At 37.3% G+C, this 20,814-nt stretch carries 19 protein-coding genes; 4 read left to right on the forward strand and 15 right to left on the reverse strand.

What is annotated here, in order from left to right; all coding sequences use genetic code 11:
• Window positions 1-2: 2 nt before the first annotated feature.
• From FJR03_RS09600 to FJR03_RS09665, 14 genes are all read right to left on the reverse strand, one after another.
• Window positions 3-2,039, reverse strand: coding sequence for an FAD-dependent oxidoreductase (locus tag FJR03_RS09600; protein ID WP_193113288.1), 2,037 nt, complete (start codon window positions 2,037-2,039; stop codon window positions 3-5).
• A gap of 9 nt (window positions 2,040-2,048) precedes the next feature.
• Window positions 2,049-2,276, reverse strand: coding sequence for an NADH-ubiquinone oxidoreductase subunit E family protein (locus FJR03_RS09605; RefSeq protein ID WP_193113289.1), 228 nt, complete (start codon window positions 2,274-2,276; stop codon window positions 2,049-2,051).
• Window positions 2,276-3,517 (reverse strand): NADH dehydrogenase (quinone) subunit D, encoded by a 1,242-nt coding sequence (nuoD, locus tag FJR03_RS09610; protein WP_193113290.1) that lies wholly within the window; start codon window positions 3,515-3,517, stop codon window positions 2,276-2,278. The genes FJR03_RS09605 and nuoD overlap by 1 nt, the downstream gene beginning before the upstream one ends.
• A 12-nt stretch (window positions 3,518-3,529) precedes the next feature.
• The gene (locus tag FJR03_RS09615; protein ID WP_193113291.1) at window positions 3,530-4,336 is read right to left on the reverse strand and encodes an NADH-quinone oxidoreductase subunit C; all 807 of its coding nucleotides are present in this window, start codon (window positions 4,334-4,336) and stop codon (window positions 3,530-3,532) included.
• Window positions 4,336-4,845, reverse strand: a complete 510-nt coding sequence (locus FJR03_RS09620; protein WP_193113292.1) for a NuoB/complex I 20 kDa subunit family protein — start codon at window positions 4,843-4,845, stop codon at window positions 4,336-4,338. The genes FJR03_RS09615 and FJR03_RS09620 overlap by 1 nt, the downstream gene beginning before the upstream one ends.
• Window positions 4,827-5,216: an NAD(P)H-quinone oxidoreductase subunit 3 gene (locus FJR03_RS09625; RefSeq protein ID WP_193113293.1), complete on the reverse strand. Its 390-nt coding sequence runs from the start codon at window positions 5,214-5,216 to the stop codon at window positions 4,827-4,829. Before FJR03_RS09625 ends, FJR03_RS09620 begins: the two co-directional genes overlap by 19 nt.
• A 264-nt stretch (window positions 5,217-5,480) precedes the next feature.
• Complete coding sequence (locus FJR03_RS09630) at window positions 5,481-6,770, reverse strand: DUF1302 family protein (protein ID WP_193113294.1); 1,290 nt, start codon at window positions 6,768-6,770, stop codon at window positions 5,481-5,483.
• Window positions 6,771-7,553 (reverse strand): outer membrane lipoprotein-sorting protein, encoded by a 783-nt coding sequence (locus tag FJR03_RS09635; RefSeq protein ID WP_193113295.1) that lies wholly within the window; start codon window positions 7,551-7,553, stop codon window positions 6,771-6,773.
• Window positions 7,550-9,934 carry an efflux RND transporter permease subunit gene (locus tag FJR03_RS09640; RefSeq protein ID WP_193113296.1) on the reverse strand — a complete coding sequence of 795 codons (2,385 nt, stop codon included), beginning with the start codon at window positions 9,932-9,934 and terminating at the stop codon, window positions 7,550-7,552. The genes FJR03_RS09635 and FJR03_RS09640 overlap by 4 nt, the downstream gene beginning before the upstream one ends.
• Window positions 9,935-10,005: 71 nt before the next feature.
• The gene (locus FJR03_RS09645; RefSeq protein ID WP_193113297.1) at window positions 10,006-10,626 is read right to left on the reverse strand and encodes a Crp/Fnr family transcriptional regulator; all 621 of its coding nucleotides are present in this window, start codon (window positions 10,624-10,626) and stop codon (window positions 10,006-10,008) included.
• Between the two features lie 74 nt (window positions 10,627-10,700).
• Complete coding sequence (locus tag FJR03_RS09650; RefSeq protein WP_193113298.1) at window positions 10,701-12,437, reverse strand: ATP-binding protein; 1,737 nt, start codon at window positions 12,435-12,437, stop codon at window positions 10,701-10,703.
• Window positions 12,438-12,445: 8 nt separating this feature from the next.
• Window positions 12,446-13,630 carry an OmpP1/FadL family transporter gene (locus FJR03_RS09655; protein ID WP_193113299.1) on the reverse strand — a complete coding sequence of 395 codons (1,185 nt, stop codon included), beginning with the start codon at window positions 13,628-13,630 and terminating at the stop codon, window positions 12,446-12,448.
• A 51-nt stretch (window positions 13,631-13,681) separates the two neighbouring features.
• Window positions 13,682-14,566 (reverse strand): deoxyribonuclease IV, encoded by an 885-nt coding sequence (gene nfo, locus FJR03_RS09660; protein WP_193113300.1) that lies wholly within the window; start codon window positions 14,564-14,566, stop codon window positions 13,682-13,684.
• Window positions 14,566-15,033, reverse strand: a complete 468-nt coding sequence (locus tag FJR03_RS09665) for a hypothetical protein (RefSeq protein ID WP_193113301.1) — start codon at window positions 15,031-15,033, stop codon at window positions 14,566-14,568. Before FJR03_RS09665 ends, nfo begins: the two co-directional genes overlap by 1 nt.
• Window positions 15,034-15,135: 102 nt before the next feature.
• On the opposite strand from FJR03_RS09665, the gene FJR03_RS09670 reads away from it, so the two are divergent.
• Together FJR03_RS09670 and FJR03_RS09675 are read left to right on the forward strand one after the other, a co-directional pair.
• Window positions 15,136-16,407 (forward strand): Y-family DNA polymerase, encoded by a 1,272-nt coding sequence (locus tag FJR03_RS09670; RefSeq protein ID WP_193113302.1) that lies wholly within the window; start codon window positions 15,136-15,138, stop codon window positions 16,405-16,407.
• Window positions 16,408-16,490: 83 nt separating this feature from the next.
• Window positions 16,491-17,369, forward strand: coding sequence for a DUF234 domain-containing protein (locus tag FJR03_RS09675; protein ID WP_226962113.1), 879 nt, complete (start codon window positions 16,491-16,493; stop codon window positions 17,367-17,369).
• On the opposite strand, the gene FJR03_RS09680 is transcribed toward FJR03_RS09675, so the two are convergent.
• Window positions 17,362-18,165: a J domain-containing protein gene (locus FJR03_RS09680; protein WP_193113304.1), complete on the reverse strand. Its 804-nt coding sequence runs from the start codon at window positions 18,163-18,165 to the stop codon at window positions 17,362-17,364. The two genes, FJR03_RS09675 and FJR03_RS09680, sit on opposite strands and share 8 nt — an antisense overlap.
• Before the next feature lie 171 nt (window positions 18,166-18,336).
• Here FJR03_RS09680 and purF point away from each other — a divergent pair, with 171 nt between their 5' ends.
• Both purF and mnmL read left to right on the forward strand, forming a co-directional pair.
• A complete protein-coding gene (gene purF, locus FJR03_RS09685; RefSeq protein ID WP_193113305.1) occupies window positions 18,337-19,692 on the forward strand; it encodes an amidophosphoribosyltransferase in 1,356 nt (451 codons plus the stop codon).
• Window positions 19,692-20,657 carry a tRNA modification radical SAM protein MnmL/YtqA gene (gene mnmL, locus FJR03_RS09690; RefSeq protein ID WP_193113306.1) on the forward strand — a complete coding sequence of 322 codons (966 nt, stop codon included), beginning with the start codon at window positions 19,692-19,694 and terminating at the stop codon, window positions 20,655-20,657. Before purF ends, mnmL begins: the two co-directional genes overlap by 1 nt.
• Window positions 20,658-20,814 lie beyond the last annotated feature (157 nt).

Raw genomic sequence — 20,814 nt, forward strand, 5'->3', positions numbered from 1 at the left:
CCTTATGCCTGTACCATAGCGATATAATAACAACGCATACAACGCTCAGCTTCAGTTAAAGCCTGGTCTTGAGTAAATCCAAGATTTACCTCTTTATTGTTATCTTTTCTTACATCAACATCAAGTACTTCTGCTTGTTCACGAGGAAGTCCCGGAAGCCAACCTGTGATTTTTTCATTTTTGTCATACACTTTTAACTTCATTAAGTGATCTTCCATGATCTCTTCATCTGTTAAAGTGATTTCGCCATCTTCTACATATCTAGACATTACAGAAGCTGCACGTTTAGCCTGCCCTACTGCATTAACGATAGTCATTGGACCATACTCACAGTCACCTGAAGCAAAAATACCTTTACGTGATGTCATATAGTCTTTACCGTTTGTTTTGATAGTTGCCCATGATGTCATCTCGATATCCCACTCTTCAGGAAGAAGATCAAGATCAGCCGATTGAGAAACCGCAGGGATTAAATAATCTGCTTCAATAGTATATGATGCACCCTCAATTTTTTCTAAGTTAGGACGACCACCGTCAGGATCCGGTACTAATTCAAATTTATCAACTAATAACTCTGTTAAAACATCATTTTCATCAGTTGTAATTTTGTTTACCGCAGAGTGGAATAGGAATTCTACACCCTCTTCAACAGCTTCATGATACTCTTCATACGTAGTATTACGGATAATAGTTTTCTCATCACGACGATAAACCATGTACACTTTTTTCGCACCTGCACGGATTGAACAACGTACAACGTCCATAGATGTAAAACCACCACCTACACACACTACTGTTTTACCAGTAAGGTCTACGTGATCAGTTGGAAGCATCTGCTTCTCTTGTACCTCTTTTGGTGTTTTAATGTCAAACTTCTCATAAAGGTTTACCCAGTCAAGGAAATCAATCGCTCCCCAGTAACCTTTAATCTCTTCACGCTCGTTATCACAACGAACTTTTTTAGAGATACGAGTACCCGTTGCTACCATAACTGCATCGTAATCTTTTTCGAATTGACGCATATCATCAGCTGTAATCTTACGGTTAGTGATAAAGTTTACACCCATATCACGAACACATTCGATATCTTCTTGGTACTTATCCCAAGGCATACGATACTCAGGTACACCAACAGTTACCTCACCACCAAGAACCGGAAGCTCTTCATAACAATCAACTTCAATACCTTCAGCAGCTGTATAGTAAGCAGTTGTAAGACCAGCCGGTCCTGCACCGATAACTGCAATTTTCTTCCCTGTAGGAGCTTTTTTCTCCATAGGGTGGAAGAAATCATAACCATGATCAGTCTCATAATCAGCACCAAGACGTTTAAGTGCCATGATCGAGATAGGCTCATCAAGGTTTGTTCTACGACATGCATCCTCACAAGGGTGTGGACATACACGACCACAAGTGTGAGCTAATGGCATAGTTTGACGAGTTGCTTCAAGTGAATCATCAAAACGTAAATCTCTTACACCTTCGATATATCCAGGGATATCAACGTGTGCAGGACATGCGTCTGTACACGGTGCTGTGATTTTTGCGATATAACTAGCATCTGCATTGTAATGTTTTGATGGCTTCTTCTCGTTAATACACTCAAGGAAAGTATCTTCAAAGTGTGTCATCAGATCTAAAATTGGATTTGGAACTGTTTTACCAATCTCACATTTAGATGTGATCTGCATACTTTTTCCGATCTCTTTTAAGTGGTCTAAATCAGCTACTTCACCCTCACCGCGAGCAATTTTGTCAAGTTGATCGTATAAGATACGTCCACCCCAACGTCCCGGTGCACAACGTCCACATGCTTCAGAGTACTCTTGGTACTGCGCAGCATACTCCATAGCAAGACGGATAACATCTACATCTTCGTCAAAAAGTGTAACACCGTCCCAACCGATGAATGCACGTGAAGATCTATGATCGTCATACTGTGCCGGCAGGTTATAAGCTGATTCTTCCCACTCTTCTTGAGGTTTACCGACATTATTTACCAGTTCACCATTCCAAGTAGAAAAATATACTTTGCTCAAAACAAATTCCTAATCTTTTTTAACAACGATAGTCCAGTCAACTTCGTTGAATTTTAGTGAGTTGTATAACTCCCAACCACACTCTTTTACTAAGTCTGCACTTCTTTGTACAGGTGTAAAGTCGCCAATTTCAAAAAGAAAAATAAGTGTCTCACTTGGCTTGTGAGTTTCACCTAAAATCTCTTTCATACGAGGTTCAAAATTATCTTTTAAATGTCTTAGATCATATCTTTTCATTATCTATCTACCTCACCAAATACGATATTTGTTGTACCAATAATTGAAACAACATCCGGAATATAGTGACCAGGTAAAAGGTCAGTTAAAATTCCTGTATGCCAGAATGAAGGCGCACGTAATTTAAGTCTGTACGGGTATGGTCCACCTTGAGAATTGATGTAGTATCCAAGTTCACCTTTTGGAGATTCAGTTGGAATGTATACTTCACCTACAGGTGGTCTCATACCTTGTGTTACAAGTACAAAGTGTTGCATTAAAGAGTAGTTTTGAGTCATGATATCCAGCTTAGGAGCTGAGATATATTTAGGCGCATGAGCCATTAACTCAGTTTGTCCCTCTTTCACACATCTCTCATACATCTCTATTGTTTGATAAAGGATCTTCGCAGATTCTCTCATCTCTTCCATATAGATTCTATAACGCGCGAAGTTATCACCTTTGTCAGAGAACGGTACGTTAAACTCTACTTCATCGTAAAGCTCATACGGCTCCTCTTTACGGATATCCCATGCTACGCCAGAAGCTCTTAGCATTGGACCTGTACAACCCCAAGAAAGTGCCATCTCTGTTGAGATTACACCAACATCTTCCATTCTCATTCTCCAGATACGGTTAGAATCTAATAGATCTTCGTAATCTTTGATGTTTTGTGGAAGCTTGTCTAAGAAAGTTCTTAGTTGGCTTAAGAAATCATCTTGGATATCTAAAGGAACTCCACCGATACGAATAGCAGCGTGTGTTAAACGAGCACCACAGTATCCTTCGATAATATCCATTAGGTATTCTCTTTCACGGAATGCAAATAAGAAGATAGTCATCGCACCGATATCAAGAGCCGTTGTCGCTAACCAGAAAAGGTGAGACATAAGACGGTTGATCTCTAAAAGCATCATTCTAATTACTTTTGCACGACGTGGAACTTCAAGTCCAACCAGTTTTTCAACTGCAAGTGCAAAACCATAGTTGTTTGAAGATGAAGCGATATAATCCATACGGTCAGTAGTAGGCATAAACTCATTATAGATCATATTTTCAGCCATCTTCTCCATACCACGGTGAAGGTATCCAACATCTGGATGTGCTTTTGTAATTTGCTCTTGTTGAAGGTGAAGCATAAGTCTTAACTGTCCGTGAGCAGACGGGTGCTGTGGACCGAAGTTTAAGATAAGCTCATTATCTTCTCTGTCAAATGTAATATTTTCAAAAAACGGTGTTAATCTGTTTTTTACTTGTGCCATATTTATACCACCCTATCTTTGCGGATCATCAATAACTTTTGATGACTCTTTTGTATATTTTTTGATCATGAAAACACCACCCTCTTCTTGGTAGTTTTGAACAGTTCTTTCCATATCGTCAGTGATTTCAGTACCTTTTGGAACTTCAAAACCAAGACGTGCGAAACGCTCAGAATCGTATCTGTCGATTCTTGCAGTGTCACGAATTTCAGGCCCGATAATATCGCGTGCTTCTTTTCCGTAAATTTTATCAACTTCATACCATGCAGCGAACTCATCACCTTCAAGCGGGTATGTTTTACGAAGTGGGAAACCTTGCCAGTCATAAGGCATAAGGATACGCTTCATAAATGGGTGTCCATTTGCTTCGATACCGAACATATCGTACATTTCACGCTCAGACCAGTCAGCTGAACGGAAAAGTTTTTCAACAGAATCAACAGCTTGACCCTCTTTAATGAAATACTTGATACGGATACGTTTACGTTTTGTCATAGAAAGCATTTGGTAGAAGATCTCAAAAGTACCGTCTTTTGCTAACCAATCGATCGCACTTAACTCTGAAAGTTGAGTATATTCTAACTCGTCTTTCATAAGTTCAAGTACACCGTAAATATCTTGAGGCTGAATGTAAACAACCATTTGTTCAACTTGAATATATGCATCACTTACTTCAAACTTCGCTTTGATAGCTGCAAGATCAGCTGCAAATACTGCATCATCTTCAACAGGAGTTTTAGGAACCTGCGGTGCTACATAATATCTGTCTGTGTAATATGCTTTTGCTTGTACATCATCTTTTGGTGTATATGCTCTCATTACATTAACCTTTTAGCTTTTTGTGCTTTACCCGCTTTTTGCTCACGGATCTTTTGTTGTAATAACATCACACCGTACTGAAGTGTTTCAGGACGAGGCGCACAACCTGGAAGATATAGATCAACAGGGATGATACGGTCACAACCTTGAACAGTTGCATAAGTGTTGAACATACCACCTGTATTTGCACATGAACCCATAGAGATAACCCATCTAGGCTCTGTCATTTGATCATAAAGACGTTTAATGAACTCAGCGTGTTTTTTTGTAAGTGTACCTGCTACGATCATAACATCAGCCTGACGTGGAGATGCACGGAAGATCGTACCGTAACGGTCAAAGTCAAAACGAGATGCACCAGAAGCCATCATCTCGATACCACAACAAGCAAGACCATAAGTCAATGCCCAAAGTGAGTTCGAGCGACCCCAGTTTACCACTTTGTCAATTGATGTAAGTGCTACCGGTAATCCACCGTCTTGTGTATAGTTTACTTTATGTTGTGCCATTCTAGCGCTCCTTTTTTCCATGCATATACAAAACCGATTGCTAATAATAGGATGAACATAATCATCTCAGCAAATCCAAACCATCCAAGTACTTTAAAATCTACTGCCCAAGGAAACATAAATACTATCTCTACATCAAATAGTAAAAATAAAAGTGCAAATAGATAAAACTGAGGTGAAACTCTATTTGGTTGTTTCGTTACCTCAGGTCCACATTCATAAACTGAAAGTTTGATTTTTTCAGTGTCTTTAGCAGCTAAAGCACGACTCGCAAGTCTTGCGATTGTAGTCGTTGCAATAAAAGCACCAAATGTTATAACAAAAAGTACAAATACCCCAAAATACGGATTTGCAGTACTAATATGCTCCATATAACCTACCTTTTTAAATAAGAAGTTACCCCTAAGAATGTAACTCTTGTTTATATATTTGTTTTCCAACTTCTAAAAACACTCTATGTTATAAAAACAAAATGCTCTTTAGAGTTAGAAAAAACAGTTACTGCACTATATCAAAAAGAGTATTAAAAAAAGTTTTTATGAAAAAAAGAAATTTCCAATGTCACTATTTGCAACACTGGAAAAAATAAGGGGAAAGATAATGTGTAATTTTGTAATACTTTTGTGAAAAACCTGCTAAAAACTGTATGAAATATCATAAAAAAGCATATCGTTATCACTTATGGCATCAAAAAAGCTATTTCCTTTAAGATAATCAACTACACCAAACGTAGTTTTGATACTATCTGAAGCATCATAAACTATCCAGGCTCTTTGATAGCCACCGTCACTAAAAGTATCTCCAAAAGCACTTACTAAATAGTTAAGATGCACTGTCGCATTTTTAAAGTCACTTGTAACTCTAAACGCGCCCTGATAGTTATCTTTTTTAAACTCATTTGTATTAACGAAGCGTTTGTTGGCGATATCGAGACTGAGTGTAGTGTCTGCAATACCGTTGTATTCAAACCCAAGCAGCATATCAAGCCTATCAAACTTTTCATCTCCGGTTTGCAAAAACTCATAATTTTGCATATATGCTGCTTCCCCTTTAAGGAGTAAACTTCCGTAAACATAGGCGATAGCAGCACCGTACATATCTATCTTATTTTCAATATTAACATCTGTTCTTGGATAAAATTCAAAGTTAGGATATACATGTGCGTAGTAAAAGTCAAGATCAAACCCTGTAAACTCTCCAGAGATATTTAAAGCATACGTTACGTCGTTTGGCTTTTTCTGTAGTGGCTGTTTGATTGGTGAAGGATTAAAATCACCTCCGTACGGGGGATTTTTATCTTCACGCTGTTCAAGTATAACAATCGGTGCAATATCCCAGTTCTTATAATAGTAATCAAACTTTGCCATCGCAGAGCTGAGACGAAGGTCTTCAATATCTACCATACCGGGACGACGGTTGTCAAGAGGATTTAAAACATCAACTACACGGATAGTATCACTTTTCCCCCATACTATCACTTGGCGTCCAAGTTTTATATCTAAGTCATCGGTGATTGAGCCTTGAATATAAGCATCAAAAAGTTCCACTTCACTTTGCAGAGCATTTAGCTCCTCTTTTGTAAACTCCTCTTCACCTTTCATTTTGTAAGAAAGATCGTAAAATCCATTTCCGTTGATTTTAAATTTAAAGCTCTTCCAAAGGTCTCGGTTATACTCGAGAAACAAAGAGGTTCGTAGAGATGAAAACCTGTCGTGAGGGGCATTATTCTGATAACTGTAGGCAAACTCCTGTTTGAACTTTCCTTCAATGCCGTAGTTTGATAAGGAGAATTTAGCCTCCTCTTTTTGAGGCTGTACTACCGTACTAAGAGGTTCTTCATCAAAACCATCCATAAAAGCATCAACATCATCTGCTACAGCCAATGTAGTTACGAGTAAAGATACAAAGAATAAACGGGTTAACAACTAGAGCCCTTTTTCAAGTCTTCTTGTACTAAACACATCATCATTGATCGGTTTGTTTACTTGAATGTTTTCAAACTGTAAAATTGTTTTATGAACAGTGGCTTTTCCCTGCTTCGTTGTCATCACCATCTCATCAACTACCCAGACACCATTTTGTTTATGCATCTTTGTAATATCAAGATATTTTCTGTCCCCGTTTTTCATAAAACCGATCGAGCGAACTACCATATCTATATCTTCTCTTACCAAGCCTATAGTTTTCACATAACCTGACTCTTCGATCACATCCTCATTTACAGGGAGTGATTCAAGCATCGTTGTATCATGTCCGCGAACCTTTGTATGTTTTAGAATCTTGTATGTATAATCATCTACGCTTCTTTTTGTCATGTCGTAGTATGAGAAATCACTTCCCATAAAACTTGAACTTTTATCACTCGTAGGGATTCTTTTTACCTTTTTAAGTGCCGGAAGATAGAGCCACTGATCGTCATCTTTACTTGCATCATCATAATCGTACGTTAAAAATGCAGTATCTTTTACATCTGCAGGAGATTTAAAAAACATAATTCTATAATCATCTTTGCCGAAATCTTTTCCAAATGTTTTGATCTCACGAATTCTTTGATTGGAATTTTTATCGATAAGTATCATCTTCATATCTTGAATGATAGTTTTTCCGTCATCTCTATCATAAACACCTTGTGCAATATCTCTTGCTTCATTTGCAATGGCTAGAGAGCCAAATCCCAATAACGTAACTAAACATATCTTTTTAATCATTTTATCCATCCTCTTTTTGCGATTAGAACCATCAGTGCCGGAGCCAACAGTAAGTCGGCAATAAGTGCTAAGATAATAACACTTCCCGTTAAAAATCCAAAGTTTTGTACACTCTCCATATTTCCAAACATATACGCATAGAACCCTAAAGAGAGTACTATTGTAGTGATCACTAACGCTTTACCCGTTGTAAAAAAAGTGTTCTCAACTGCAACTACAGCATCACCGCTTCTAAGATAGTAACGTTTGAAGTTGTGCATAAAGTGAATTGTATCATCCACTGCAAGACCAATTGCGATCGAACCGATTAAAAGCGTAAACATATCAAGCGGGATATGGTAGATGTACATTAAACTAAGCCCTACAATTACAGGTGATAAATTTGGTATCATACTGATAATACCTAGACGAACATTACCCATAATAAACATCATAAGAATTGCAATCAAAGTAAAAGCGATAATATAACTCTCAACAGATGAGCGGATCGCCTGTGTAAAGGTATGTACCAAGATAGGGATAATTCCCGTCACCGTAACCTCTTCCTCTTTAAAAGTCTCTTCAAATCTTTTCTGAACATGAGCAAGCATATCTTCACTCTCTATAGAATCAACCCAAGGTACCTTCACGGTAACTCTAAGTTTAGAGAACTGGGAATCCACAACATCTTCAAGATCATCACTACCACTGTTTTCAAAGAGCAGCAGTTCTTGAGAGAGTAAAGCTTGATCTGATGGAATCGTATAAAATGACTCATTGTTTTCATGAAGTGCTTTATTGCTCTCTTTTACGATTGTATCTAATGAAACCACTTTCCCTATATATGTTTTGCCATCATCATACTCTGCAAGCTCTTTATTCAGGTTATCCAGTGTTTGCAGTCTCTTCGGATTCTGCCAGCCGTTTTGCTCTTTCGTATCAACTACTACTTCTACTGTCAGCGAACCGTTCAAGTTGTCATCAATATAGTGTGTACCAACATAATTTGGATCATCTTTTGGAAACCACTCTAAAGGGTAGTGTGAAAGTTTTATATTTGTAGCCAAAACAATTGAGAGAATTACTAACGACAAACTGACAACTACAACAGATTTTGGATGGTGTGTCGGAAAGTATGCAAACCTTCTCATTACGTTGTCTAGCCAGTGATTCTCTTTAATCTCTTTTGGCTTCATTGGCGTAATCATTAAAAGTGCCGGTAAAAGCGTAAGAGTTAAAAAGAGCGATATAAGTACACCTAGTGAAGCAAATTTACCCATATCGGCAATAGGGGCAACTTCACTTCCTGCAAAAGATGCAATCCCTACAGCAGTTGTAAGACCCGTCATTGCAATAGCAAGACCCGAGTGCTCCAGCGTAAAAGCGATTGCACCCTTTTTATCTTTAGTCGCATTAAAGTTGTCAAAAAAGATTGAGAGTACATGAACCGTAGCTCCGACACTTACCGCAATTAAAAGCGAAGGGACTATCTGAGTAGGAAGTTTAAATGCTACACCGAAATATGCCATCGAACCAACCGTTGTTAAAAGTGATAAGATGATTACAATAAGGGGATAAAATGTTGCACTTACACGTCTGAAAATTAAAAACAGAAATACTAAAATGATTAAAATCGTGACACGTGTAAACTTCTGCATATCCTCTTTCATCATAGATTTCAGAGCATCCATTACACTAGCAGATCCAGCGTAGTAGATCTTAAAATCATCATCGGAATATTTCTCTACAATATCTCTAACTTTGCGTACGATCTCGGCATTTTGTGTATCTGTTAAAGGTGTTTTTACCACATCTTGTGCAGGGGCTTCATCAAATTCACTGAACATATCATCTATATTCTCTTTCTCATCAGAGACAAATGCTTTTGTTTCGATCATGATCGTTGTAATTTTTCCGTCATGCGACAAAAGCAGATCTTTATAGAATTCATTTGCCATAGCAATCGTTTTTATTTTATCGGCATCAGCTTGTGTTTTGGGAAAGTTTTCGAGTAAGTCTTCAACGATCAGCTGATCAGCCTCACCTCTTGTATTTCTAACATTTACAAGCGAAGTTACTTCATCGAGGTATGGGACATTATCTTCGAGATCTTTATGAAGTTTTTTAAGTTTTGTCAGAAACTCTACAGAAAACACTTTTTCGTTTTCTATAGCAATTAATATTCTCTCATCCCTGCCAAACTGCTCTTTAAAAGCTTCATATTTGATAAGCATCGGGTCTTCTTTATGTAAAAACCCCTCTGTTGATGTATCCATCGTGATCTTTGGAATATTTGAGATTGGAAAAGCTATAACCAGTAATGAGAATAACAACACTATAAAAGGGTGTTTCCCTATAAACTCTCCAAATTTTCCAAGCATCTTTTCTAGTTTATGATGCACTTTTTCTCCTTATCTAATTTAATCTACTATTTTATTTTGTAATATTTTACTTAATTCCAAAACTTTTATCATTAACTTATGTTAATTCTCTTTTTCAGTCGGCTTAGATGTTGCGGGGTAATTCCAAGAAGAGTAGCAATATGGTACTGTGGAACTTTTTCTAAAAGATGTGGTGACTCTTGTACAAACACTAAAAATCTCTCATCGGCACTTTTACACTGACGCTCAATAGTTTGTTTGTGCAGATAGCTGTATGCAGCTTCAGACATCATACGTCCAAAGCGTTCCCACTTCTTAAAGTTTTTATACAAAAACTGCACATCTTTGAAAGAGACACAAACCAGTTCCGTATCTTCTAAAGCTTCTATGTAAATAGTTGCAGGTTTTTGTTCAACAAAACTTTGATAATCAACAACAAACAGATTAGTCACATGGGAATTTTGGTCATTAAAATAGATAGTCCATGTAAAGTCTTTACCGCTTTCATCTAAGATGTAAGCCCTTACCAATCCGCTATTGATGAAATAAAGCTCTTTACAAACATCCCCTTGATAGAGGATAGTTTCATTTTTTTTAAACTTTTTAATTGAAAGTTTTGAAGTAAATATCTTCCACTCTAAAATATTTACAGAGATATATCTTTGAATAAACTCTTTATATTTTGCAAATGAAGCTTCCGACTTTTTCTCCAAACAACACCCCGCATCCTAACGATATAAAAGTTTATCTAAAAAAAACAAATATATCAACATATGTTGATATATTGTTACTTGTTTAAAAAGCCCATAGATTTTTCACTGTCAAAACTACCGCTTTTCTCACGATCTATCTCAGAGATAAAGTCTTGCATTAAAAAGATAGGTTCATCTTTTACCGCCACTTTATAAGCCGTATTTTTGATAATAAGATTGATCTGTCCGCCCGTTAACGAATACTCTGCAAGTTTTGTTTTATCAAAATCCTCTTCATACGGTGCTTCTGCCGGTAGCATCTTCTCCCATAACTCAATACGTTGTTCAAAGTCAGGCTTTTTAAACTCGATCTTGTAGTTAAATCTTCTTGAGAATGCCACATCTATATTTTCGAGTAAGTTTGTCGTTGCAATAAGCATCCCTCTAAAGTTCTCGATCTGCTCTAAAAAGATATTTTGCATCTGATTATGCATCTGATCGGAACCTGTAATATTTCCGCTGCTACGTGCTCCTAAAAACTGGTCTGCTTCATTTAAAAGCAATATAGGTTCTGTTTTTGTTTTTTCAGTAAGCTCATAAAAAGTATCGAAAATTTTACGCACATTTTTTTCACTCTCACCCACATACATAGAGAGGATCTTAGAACAATCAAACGCTAACACTTGACGTTTAAGCGATTTTGCCAAAGAGTATGCTGTCATAGTTTTTCCGGTTCCTGCCGCTCCGTAGAAAATTATACGTGCATCTATTCCCGACTTTTTATTTTTAATACCCCATTTTACTAAACGGGCTACAACCTCTTTATCGACCTGTTTCATCAAGTTCTCTAAAGTTTCTCTTGTTTTGAGATTTAATACAACATCTTCGAGTGATGTATCTGGTTCAACAAGCTCGAAAATATCCTGCTCTTCGATCAAAGCATTGAGCTTTAGACGAGTTACTTTTTTCGTTTTTTGCGGATGGATAATACTTTGAAGTACCTCATCAACAATGTAGAATGCACGTGAAATTCCACCGAAAGGATTGAGCATCTCTTCATAATCGATAATGTTGTTCTCAATCAGGTTTGACCCATCCTCTAAAAGTGAACGGTTCTTAATACGCTCATACTCATCTAATGATATAAGATCAATAAGTGTATTCATCTCACGAAGTGAAATATCTGTAGAGCTGTACTCTTCACGAAGCAGAGCAATGAAAATAACCTGTTCATGGTTATTCATCTTCTTTTGTTTAAAAAAGCGGTCAAGAACCAGCTCTTCATCTGTTTGAGCTACCCTCTCCTCTATCCTTTTTTCTAAAAGCTGCAGTTTATTTTGCAACCTGTCGATCCCTACAGAGTGTTCATGTACATTTTGACGGATCACACTCATCTTTTGATACAACTCGATTCTAAAAAACTGATCCTGTAGATATTCTAAGTGATCAGCATAAGGTTTTACTTCCGGAAGGTCAAGATCAAGCGAGCCGTCTTGTAGCAATTTAAAAAATGATGATGTAAGACCTACTGCACCGTTTAACAACTCTAGAGGTGTAACGTCTGCGATCTTTATCGGAGTAAAACTTTGTTGGTGCAGCCATCCTAGTTCCAGTAAGTTTTTGACAGACTGCAAGTTGTCCAAATATTCATAATTTGTATGTGTGTAGAGATCTTGTAAAAGTTGAAAAACCAAAACATCGTCTTGCCCCTCAACATATTTTTTTACTATGTAACGAAGCATTTTTGCTTCCTCTACACTACATTTGAGATGTATATATATCCCACTCTTTTCTACATCTTGTGTATTTAAAAAGTCTGCTAGTATTTTCAAAAATATCCTTAAAATTTATATCCCAGTCCTGCTGAAACAAGTAAAACATTCCCCTCGGTAAATTCACCGTCAAGGGTGTCATTTTGTACGGTTCTGCTTTTATGCACAGAATAAAGTGCCGAAACTCCAAAATCAAAAGTTTCGTTTATTTTATATCTTCCCCCTAAGGCTACCGACCTTGTATCTGTACCTGGGAGTTCAAAACCTACTGTTCTTTCAGGAGCTGATGTTTGGTCTATTACTAAACCTGCCATTATAGTTAAATCAGTTAACTCTTGTGTAACGCCTAAACGAAAAGCGTTTGTATCTTTCCAATCTTTTTCTATCGAATTTCCAAGGGCAATATTAGCAGTAGGATCTTCAAAACTAAAATCTAAAGAGTTATAAGCAGACCAGAAAGTTTTTTCATACACAACTTCAATTGTTGTATCACTTGGCAATGTATATGCAGCTGCAACACTCAAAGCTGCCGGCAAAGGCACACTCACATCTACACCACCATTATTACCCGCAAGCACTTTTGTTGTAGTTCCGTTAACATTTAGATTTATATTTGAACGATATGTTAAACCTAACTCTAAATCTGATGTAGGCTGATAAGCTAATGCAAGATTATATCCATAATCTGTACTATCACCTTCCATATCATAATATGCATTGTTAACTACACCTTTGGTATCTATAACTCTAAAACCAAAAGCAAATCCCAACTTATCAGTTACCTGAAATGCTACAGTAGGATTAATCTCAACGATCTCTAAACTAAACTCCTCTGCAAAATTATTTGCAGGGACACTCTGCCATCTTTTAGAGAGTCCTCCGGGAACAACAACGCTCACACCGATCCTTGCCCCGTTATCACCAAGTTTTGGAGAAACATAATGCAAAGAAGGTACTAAAAAATCCTCTTTTTCAGATTCTAAATTCCAAGTCGATGGACCGGCTCCACTAACTGTACCTTCATACTTTATTTTGTCCAATCCAATATACATAAGATTGACTTCAAGATGATTTGTGTCTTTCATAAACACCATCTTTGCAGGATTATAATATGACGCATCAGCGTTCTCATGGTTATGTGCAATAGTTGCAGCCCCTAATGCTACTGCATTTGAAGAAGTTTCAGGTATTTTATACCCACTTGCCATAAGCGCCGTTGCCGTAATAATTGATAATAATCCCGCTTTTCTCATCTAGCTATAGTCCTTTTTGTATTGTTTTGACTTATAGTACAGCAATTAACCTTAATCAACAAATGAGTATAAAAGTGCGATCTCGTCTTTCCAAATAGATTCATCTATAGTTTCAAGAACAAGAGGAATGTCATCCATTCTCTCATCATTCATTATAAATTTGAAAGCATCAAGTCCGATCTCTCCAAGACCTAAAGAGTGGTGTCTGTCAACGCGGCTTCCAAGCGGCGGCTTAGAATCGTTAATGTGCATACCGCTTAAATACTCTCTTCCTACTATCCTGTCAAAATCACCCCATGTTTTATCGTACGCTTCGCGAGTTCGAATGTCGTACCCGGCTGTAAACATATGACAAGTATCAATACACACACCAACACGAGACTTGTCTTCAACTTTATCGATAATGCGCGCTAAGTGTTCAAACTTGTATCCTAAATTTGTCCCCTGTCCTGCCGTGTTTTCGATCACCGCTTTTACTCCACTTGTTTTGTCAAGTGCAATGTTGATAGATTCAGCGATCACATCTAAACACTCATTCTCTACTTCAGCTACACGCTGGGGGTCTTTTTTCTCTTTTGCAGAAAGTTTTACAAGGTGGCTTCCCGGGTGGAAGTTCAAACGATCTAGTCCAAGAATTTCACAACGCTGCAGTTCATCGATAAATGCCGTACGGCTTTTTTGCAGTTTCTCCTCTTCAGGGTGTCCGAGGTTTATCAAATATGAATCGTGAGGAAGTATATGTTTTGGCTGTATTCCTGAAGCTTCTAAAGTTTCAAACCACTTGTCCAGTGTTTTAGCATCAAAAGGTTTTGCGTCCCATCTTTTTTGATTTTTCGTAAAAAGTGCAAACGCTTTTGCCCCTATCTCCTGTGCATTTGTGATCGCATTGTAAACTCCGCCGCTTGCACTTGTGTGTGCCCCTACAAATTTCGCCATTACTTTACATCCTTTATTCTTATAAGTATTTTGTTTTTTCTGTCTTTGAAATAGATTTCATTTAGTTCTACTTTATATACAATATCTACACCGTTGCTCTGAATAATTTGTACAAAACCTATATCTGTTCTAAGCAAGTTCTTTTGCTCAAAAATCGGCTTCCCTAAAAAAACATTTTTTAGGAGATCGTCCGGGTATGATGATGAGAGATATTCCTCATTAAAAGAGGATTTTCTCATACACCCTTCCCCTTCAATACATATCATACCGTCTATAGAGATCTTTTTAAACGCTTTACCCACAACATAAAGATCAATCTCTACGCTCTCTTTTCCCTCACCTATATAGCCAAGATCTGAGAAGCGGATATTTTTCGTTTTAAAAACAACCATCTTAGAACTTTTCTCAAGCTGTTTCACACTACAGGCACTGAAAAAAAGAACTAAAAATATAAGTAGATATTTCATAAAATAGTGTACTTCCAAAGAAATTTTTCCAAATTATAGTAAAATTTTTGCAAATTGACATAAAACAAAAAACTACCCTTTTTTTTTCATAAAATCCTATCTATGAAAATACATATAGATATAGATTGCTTTTTTGTAAGTGCTCTGCGAACTATCGATCCCTCCCTTGAACATAAAGCTGTTGCAATCGGTGGACGCAGTGATACGAAAATCTTTGATCAAAGTGCTAAAAACCAAACCGTAAACTTTGACAACAGCGGAAGTTTTGTCCCGACATTTTTTAAAGCGTATGAGGAGAAAGATGACGATCTTGACAGCTTTCGTGACAGTGACGGAAAGATTCGCGGCATACTTACAACATCAAGTTATGAAGCACGGGCATACGGTGTAAAAACTGCAATGCGCATAGAAGATGCTCTGCAACTCTGTCCGCATCTGATCATCAAAGCACCCAATATGAGTTTGTATCAGGAGCTTTCAAATAAACTGCATGAGTATCTCAACCTCAAAATCCCGCTGATCGAGCAAGCAAGTATTGATGAGTTTTACGGAGATCTCGATGGATGGATCGAAGATGAAGATATCCCCCAGTTTATAGACAACCTGCGTCATGAGATAAAAAAAGATATAAAACTTCCCGTCTCGATAGGTGCTGCAAAAACCAGATATATTGCAAAAACCGCAACTACCTATGCAAAACCTTTCGGTTCAAAAACGATCTACCCTTGGGATTTTGATCAGTTTGTAAACCCCATAAAGGTAGAGGATTTTGCAGGGGTAGGAAGAAGCATGCGTGAAAAACTCCACGGAGTGCAGATCCACACGCTTGGGGAGTTACGTGCCAGAAGAGGTACCTTGGAATCCTGGGGACCTTATGCAAAAGAGCTTTACAGACGCGTCAACGGAGAGAGTGATGCCCCTATTCAAACTAAAAGGGAGAGAAAATCGATCGGGATTTCAAGGACGATCGAGCCGTTGTTTGATAGAGAGGAGTTGCGAAGACGAATCCATATCTTGGCAAGACATCTCAGTTTTGCTATTATGAAACTAAATGTTATCCCTACCGTGTTTCACCTCTCGATCGCCTATGAACTTAACAAAAAAACTCGTGCGAGCCTTTCCATGGCAGAAGTGTTTACAGATAAAAAGTTTGATCGTATCTGTGTAGAGCTGTTTAATGAAGCAGATACCCAAAAAAGATTGCGAGTGATTCGCCTGAGCATTCAAGCAGGAAGTTTTACAAAACACTCAAAAAAAGAGCTCTCACTGCTAAGCTTTTACGATGATCAGAAGATGGAACAACTCACTAAACATTCTCAAATACTCCGAGAAAAATATGGTCTCGATGCTATAAAATTGGGCAGTGAAATGTAAAACTTATGCTACAATATCCCATGACAAATTTGAGGCTGTTAGAGCAATTTCGCTCATTTTATTTTAAAAATTATCCTGATGATATGGAGACACAGATATCTTACTTTTCAGTTTTTGGAGGACTGGACTGGCAAATAGATACAACAAAAGATCTCAAAGAGCTTATCGTCACATTAGTTTTAGAAAACTTTGAATCACTGCATGAAAGGATCGAAGAGTTTACGCTCGGAAACAAAGAGTATAAAAGACTTCTTCGCTCTCTAGCAGTTGGTGATCGTAGAATCTTTTCCGCTTTTAACAGAGCAGGACTTAACAACAGTAACGGCGGTGCTGCAATCAACTATCTCCAAGAGAAAGGGTTGATTGAGATGGAATATTCCCGTGAAAAACACCCAAGGGAAGACTCACCCAATGCCAAGCTCAAACGTGCAGATGCGAGGCACAGAATCTCTCACAAAGTCTTTTTTACCTATCCGTTTGTACGTTTTTGGTTCTATTTTATAAGCCCCAATATCAGAGCAATAAAAGAGGGAAACTTTGACAAAGTACTCGATGAATTTGAACAAAAACACAACTCCTATACAAGCTTAGTTTATGAAGAACTTTCAGAACTTCTACTTAACTATAATCTAAGAGATGCTCACATTATCAGTTCCGGGAGTTACTGGGATGCAAATGTTGAGATAGATATCTTAACTGTGACAAAAAATGGCAGAATTTATGTTGGTGAATGTAAATGGACAAACCATAAAGTAAATAAAAAAGAACTCCATAAAATTCGAGACAAGTGTGAAAAATTAAATCTCACACCTACCCAGATCGTTCTGTTTTCAAAACGGGGATTTTCTAAGGAGCTTGAGGCTATGCAGGGAGCTGAACTTGGGCTTTATACAAGTGATGATTTTAAAGCACTTGTAAAAAGTAACTCTAAAGAGTGTGCCCTACCTCACCTTTTTAGCTGACGATTTTCAATGCTTCATACGCTTCTTGAAGCAATTGGAATTTGTTTGTATAGTGTTCAACCATATGGGGCTCTTCATGAAAGATCTTATCTGGATGGTATACTTTTGTAAGTTTTTTATAACTTTTCTTCAAGGCATCCTGACTTGCACCTACAGGACACTCTAAAATAGTATAGAACTGCTTTTTACTCTCTAGTTCATCCTCTTTAACAAGGTCACCGAAACTGTAACTTGCAAAATCACTATAGAGTTTTGACATAAACTTGTTATCGAAGGTATATTGGATCTGATAATGTAAGATATGTCGTTTATTGAGTGCACGTTCAAGTCTCGATTTTGCCTTGTAATCACTGACATCGACAACGAGAGATACATCGGTTCCCCGTTCAACATACACTTCAAGTTGTGAGCGCATATAGTTAGTTACCCATGAATTCGGCTTTTCTAAAGAGATTAAAACCGTGTTTTTATCGTATGCGTAAAGATTTACTTTAACATTCTCAGGCTCTTGCATTTTATCTAGTTCAATCTTAATCGGCTGCGAACCGAACTTTAACATAGAACGGAGAAAAAACTGATGATTAAAATCGTGTACCTGTGCATGATGGGCACTGAGTTTATGTAAGAACTCTTCCCGAATCTCTTTTAAAGATTCGTTTCTAAATACCAATACCGCTTTTGGCAAAAACAGCATACCACGTGTATGATGGTTCAAGAACTCCCTCATCCAGGATGTATTTAGGGTATCAAACCCTGTAGTAATAAGAATAAGGTTATTGCGTAATACTATATCCATTCTCTCCTACCTCTTTTGTTTGATAGCTATTAAAAAGCAAGAACAGTTCCAATTTGTATCTTAAACTTCTCTTCGATTAAGAAAGTATCGACGAGAACTTTCATCTTCTTTATAGTTTTTTTGAGTATAATTACGACATTAATTTAAGTAGATATATATAAGGACTCTATCTTGCTCGAAAATATGAATGAAAAATGTGCAGTAGTTGGGATCTTTGGTCATGAAGAAGCTTCAAAACTTGCTTACTTCTCGCTCCATTCTCTTCAACACCGTGGTCAAGAAGCCGCTGGAATAAGTTCAGCTGATGGTACTAAAGTTCATACCATCAAAGACCGTGGTTTAGTAATGAAAGTTTTTAACGAAAAGAACTTAGAAACTCTCAAAGGAACAAGTGCTATAGGTCACACAAGATATTCAACTGCCGGGGATGATTCTATCCTTGATGCGCAACCTGTTTTTGCAAGATACGATCTTGGAGAGATGGCAATCGTACACAACGGTAACCTTACAAATGCAGAAGCTGTTAGAAACCAGCTTATTGAAAAAGGTGCAATTTTTCAAACATTTATGGATACTGAAAACCTTATCCACCTGATTGCAAAAAGTTCACAAGAAAAACTTCTTGATCGTATTATTGATGCGGTACAAAGAATCGAAGGTGCATTTTCACTTGTATTTTTAAGTCGTACAAAAATGTTCGCAATGCGTGATCGCCACGGTTTTCGTCCTTTAAGCCTTGGTCGTCTTGCAAACGGAGGATATATCGTAGCAAGTGAAACTTGTGCGTTTGATCTTGTAGGTGCAACTTTTATCCGTGATGTAGAACCGGGTGAACTTTTAGTATTTGAAGATGGGAAAGCTCCACAAAGTATTAAAGTTTTCGAACCAACTCCTAAACACTGTATCTTTGAGTATGTATATTTTGCTCGTCCAGATTCAAGTGTATTTGGTCAGTCAGTTTACCAAACAAGAAAAGATATGGGGAAAGAGTTAGCAAGAATAGAGCCTGTAGAGGCTGATGTTGTTATACCTGTTCCAGACGGTGGTGTACCTGCAGCTATCGGATATGCTCAAGAGAGTGGAATCCCTTACGAAATGGGTATTATGAGAAACCACTACATCGGTCGTACATTTATTGAACCTACTCAAGAGATGCGTGATCTTAAAGTAAAAATGAAACTTTCACCTATGCCTGAAGTTATAAAAGGTAAAAAAGTTATCGTTATCGATGACTCAATTGTGCGTGGAACAACTTCAAGAAGAATCGTAAGAATGTTAAAAGAAGCAGGTGCTGCCGAAGTTCATATGCGTATCTCTTCTCCACCGACAACTGATCCTTGTTTCTACGGTGTTGATACACCGGATAAAGACAAACTGATTGCTGCAAATATGAGCGTAGAAGAGATCTGTAAATATATCGAAGCTGATTCTTTAGCATATCTTGACGAAGCAGCTTTACTTCGTAGTGTAAATGCAAAAGAAGATACATATTGTACAGCATGTTTTACGGGTAACTACATCGTTTAATGTCTTTAAAACAAATCTATACATTTGGCAGCTATCTCAAAGATAAATTTGGCTGCAAAGTTTATAAAGTTGGTATAAACATCTCGGGTTTTACATGCCCAAATATAGATGGAACAGTAGCAAAAGGTGGGTGTACCTTTTGTGAAAATGACTCTTTTAGTGCAAGTACCGATCAGGTACAAGAGCTCAAAGGGTTTCATCTAAATCTCGATTCTAAAGAGAACCCTTTCTTAGAGAAACAACTCCTGCAACTTGAACAACAATTTCAAGCGATCTCTGCAAGACAGGCAAAAGAGTACGGTGCTGAAAAATTCTTAGTATATTTTCAATCTTTTACAAATACTTATGCACCTTTTGAAACACTCAAAGCACTCTATGATAAAGCGCTTACATTCCCTAATGTAGTGGGGCTTAGCATCGGTACAAGAAGTGATTCTATTACTGATGAGACCTTAGAATATTTATCTGAACTTGCACGTGAAAAAGAGATATGGATAGAGTTCGGTATTCAATCTATTTACGATAAAACACTCGATCGCATCAACCGCGGACATGACAGTGCAAATGTAAAAGAGTGGATATTAAAGTCTAAAAAAGCTGGATTAAATGTATGCGGGCATTTAATCTTCGGTCTTCCTGATGAGACACAGGAGATGATGTTAGAGACTGCGAAACAAGCGTATGAGTGGGGAATTGACTCTGTAAAATATCATCCCCTTTATGTTGTAAAAAGAACCGCTTTGGCAAATGAATATGGACGTGGAGAGTTTACACCAATTACAGAGGAACTCTACCTCGATACACTTATAAAAGCGATAGAGATGAAACCTGCAAACATTAATGTTCAAAGAATTACGGCAGGAATCGATGATAATTCGCTGATCGCACCTGAGTGGTGCCGTGATAAAAACGAACAAGTTCGACACATAAATGCAGCCCTTAAAAAGATAGGACTTAAGTATTAGTAATATTTAAAATACTAATACTTTATCTTTCTTCTGTTACTTACAGAAACATAACTTTTTTTAATTCTAAAAAACCTTTACTAATTTTCAATCTATTACAAAAAATAATACTTTTTCATAATTTTTTCATTTTGATTTTATATACTAATTCCTGTTA

Origin of the sequence: Sulfurimonas marina (genome assembly GCF_014905095.1) — a bacterium.
Classification (GTDB): Bacteria; Campylobacterota; Campylobacteria; order Campylobacterales; family Sulfurimonadaceae; genus Sulfurimonas; species Sulfurimonas marina.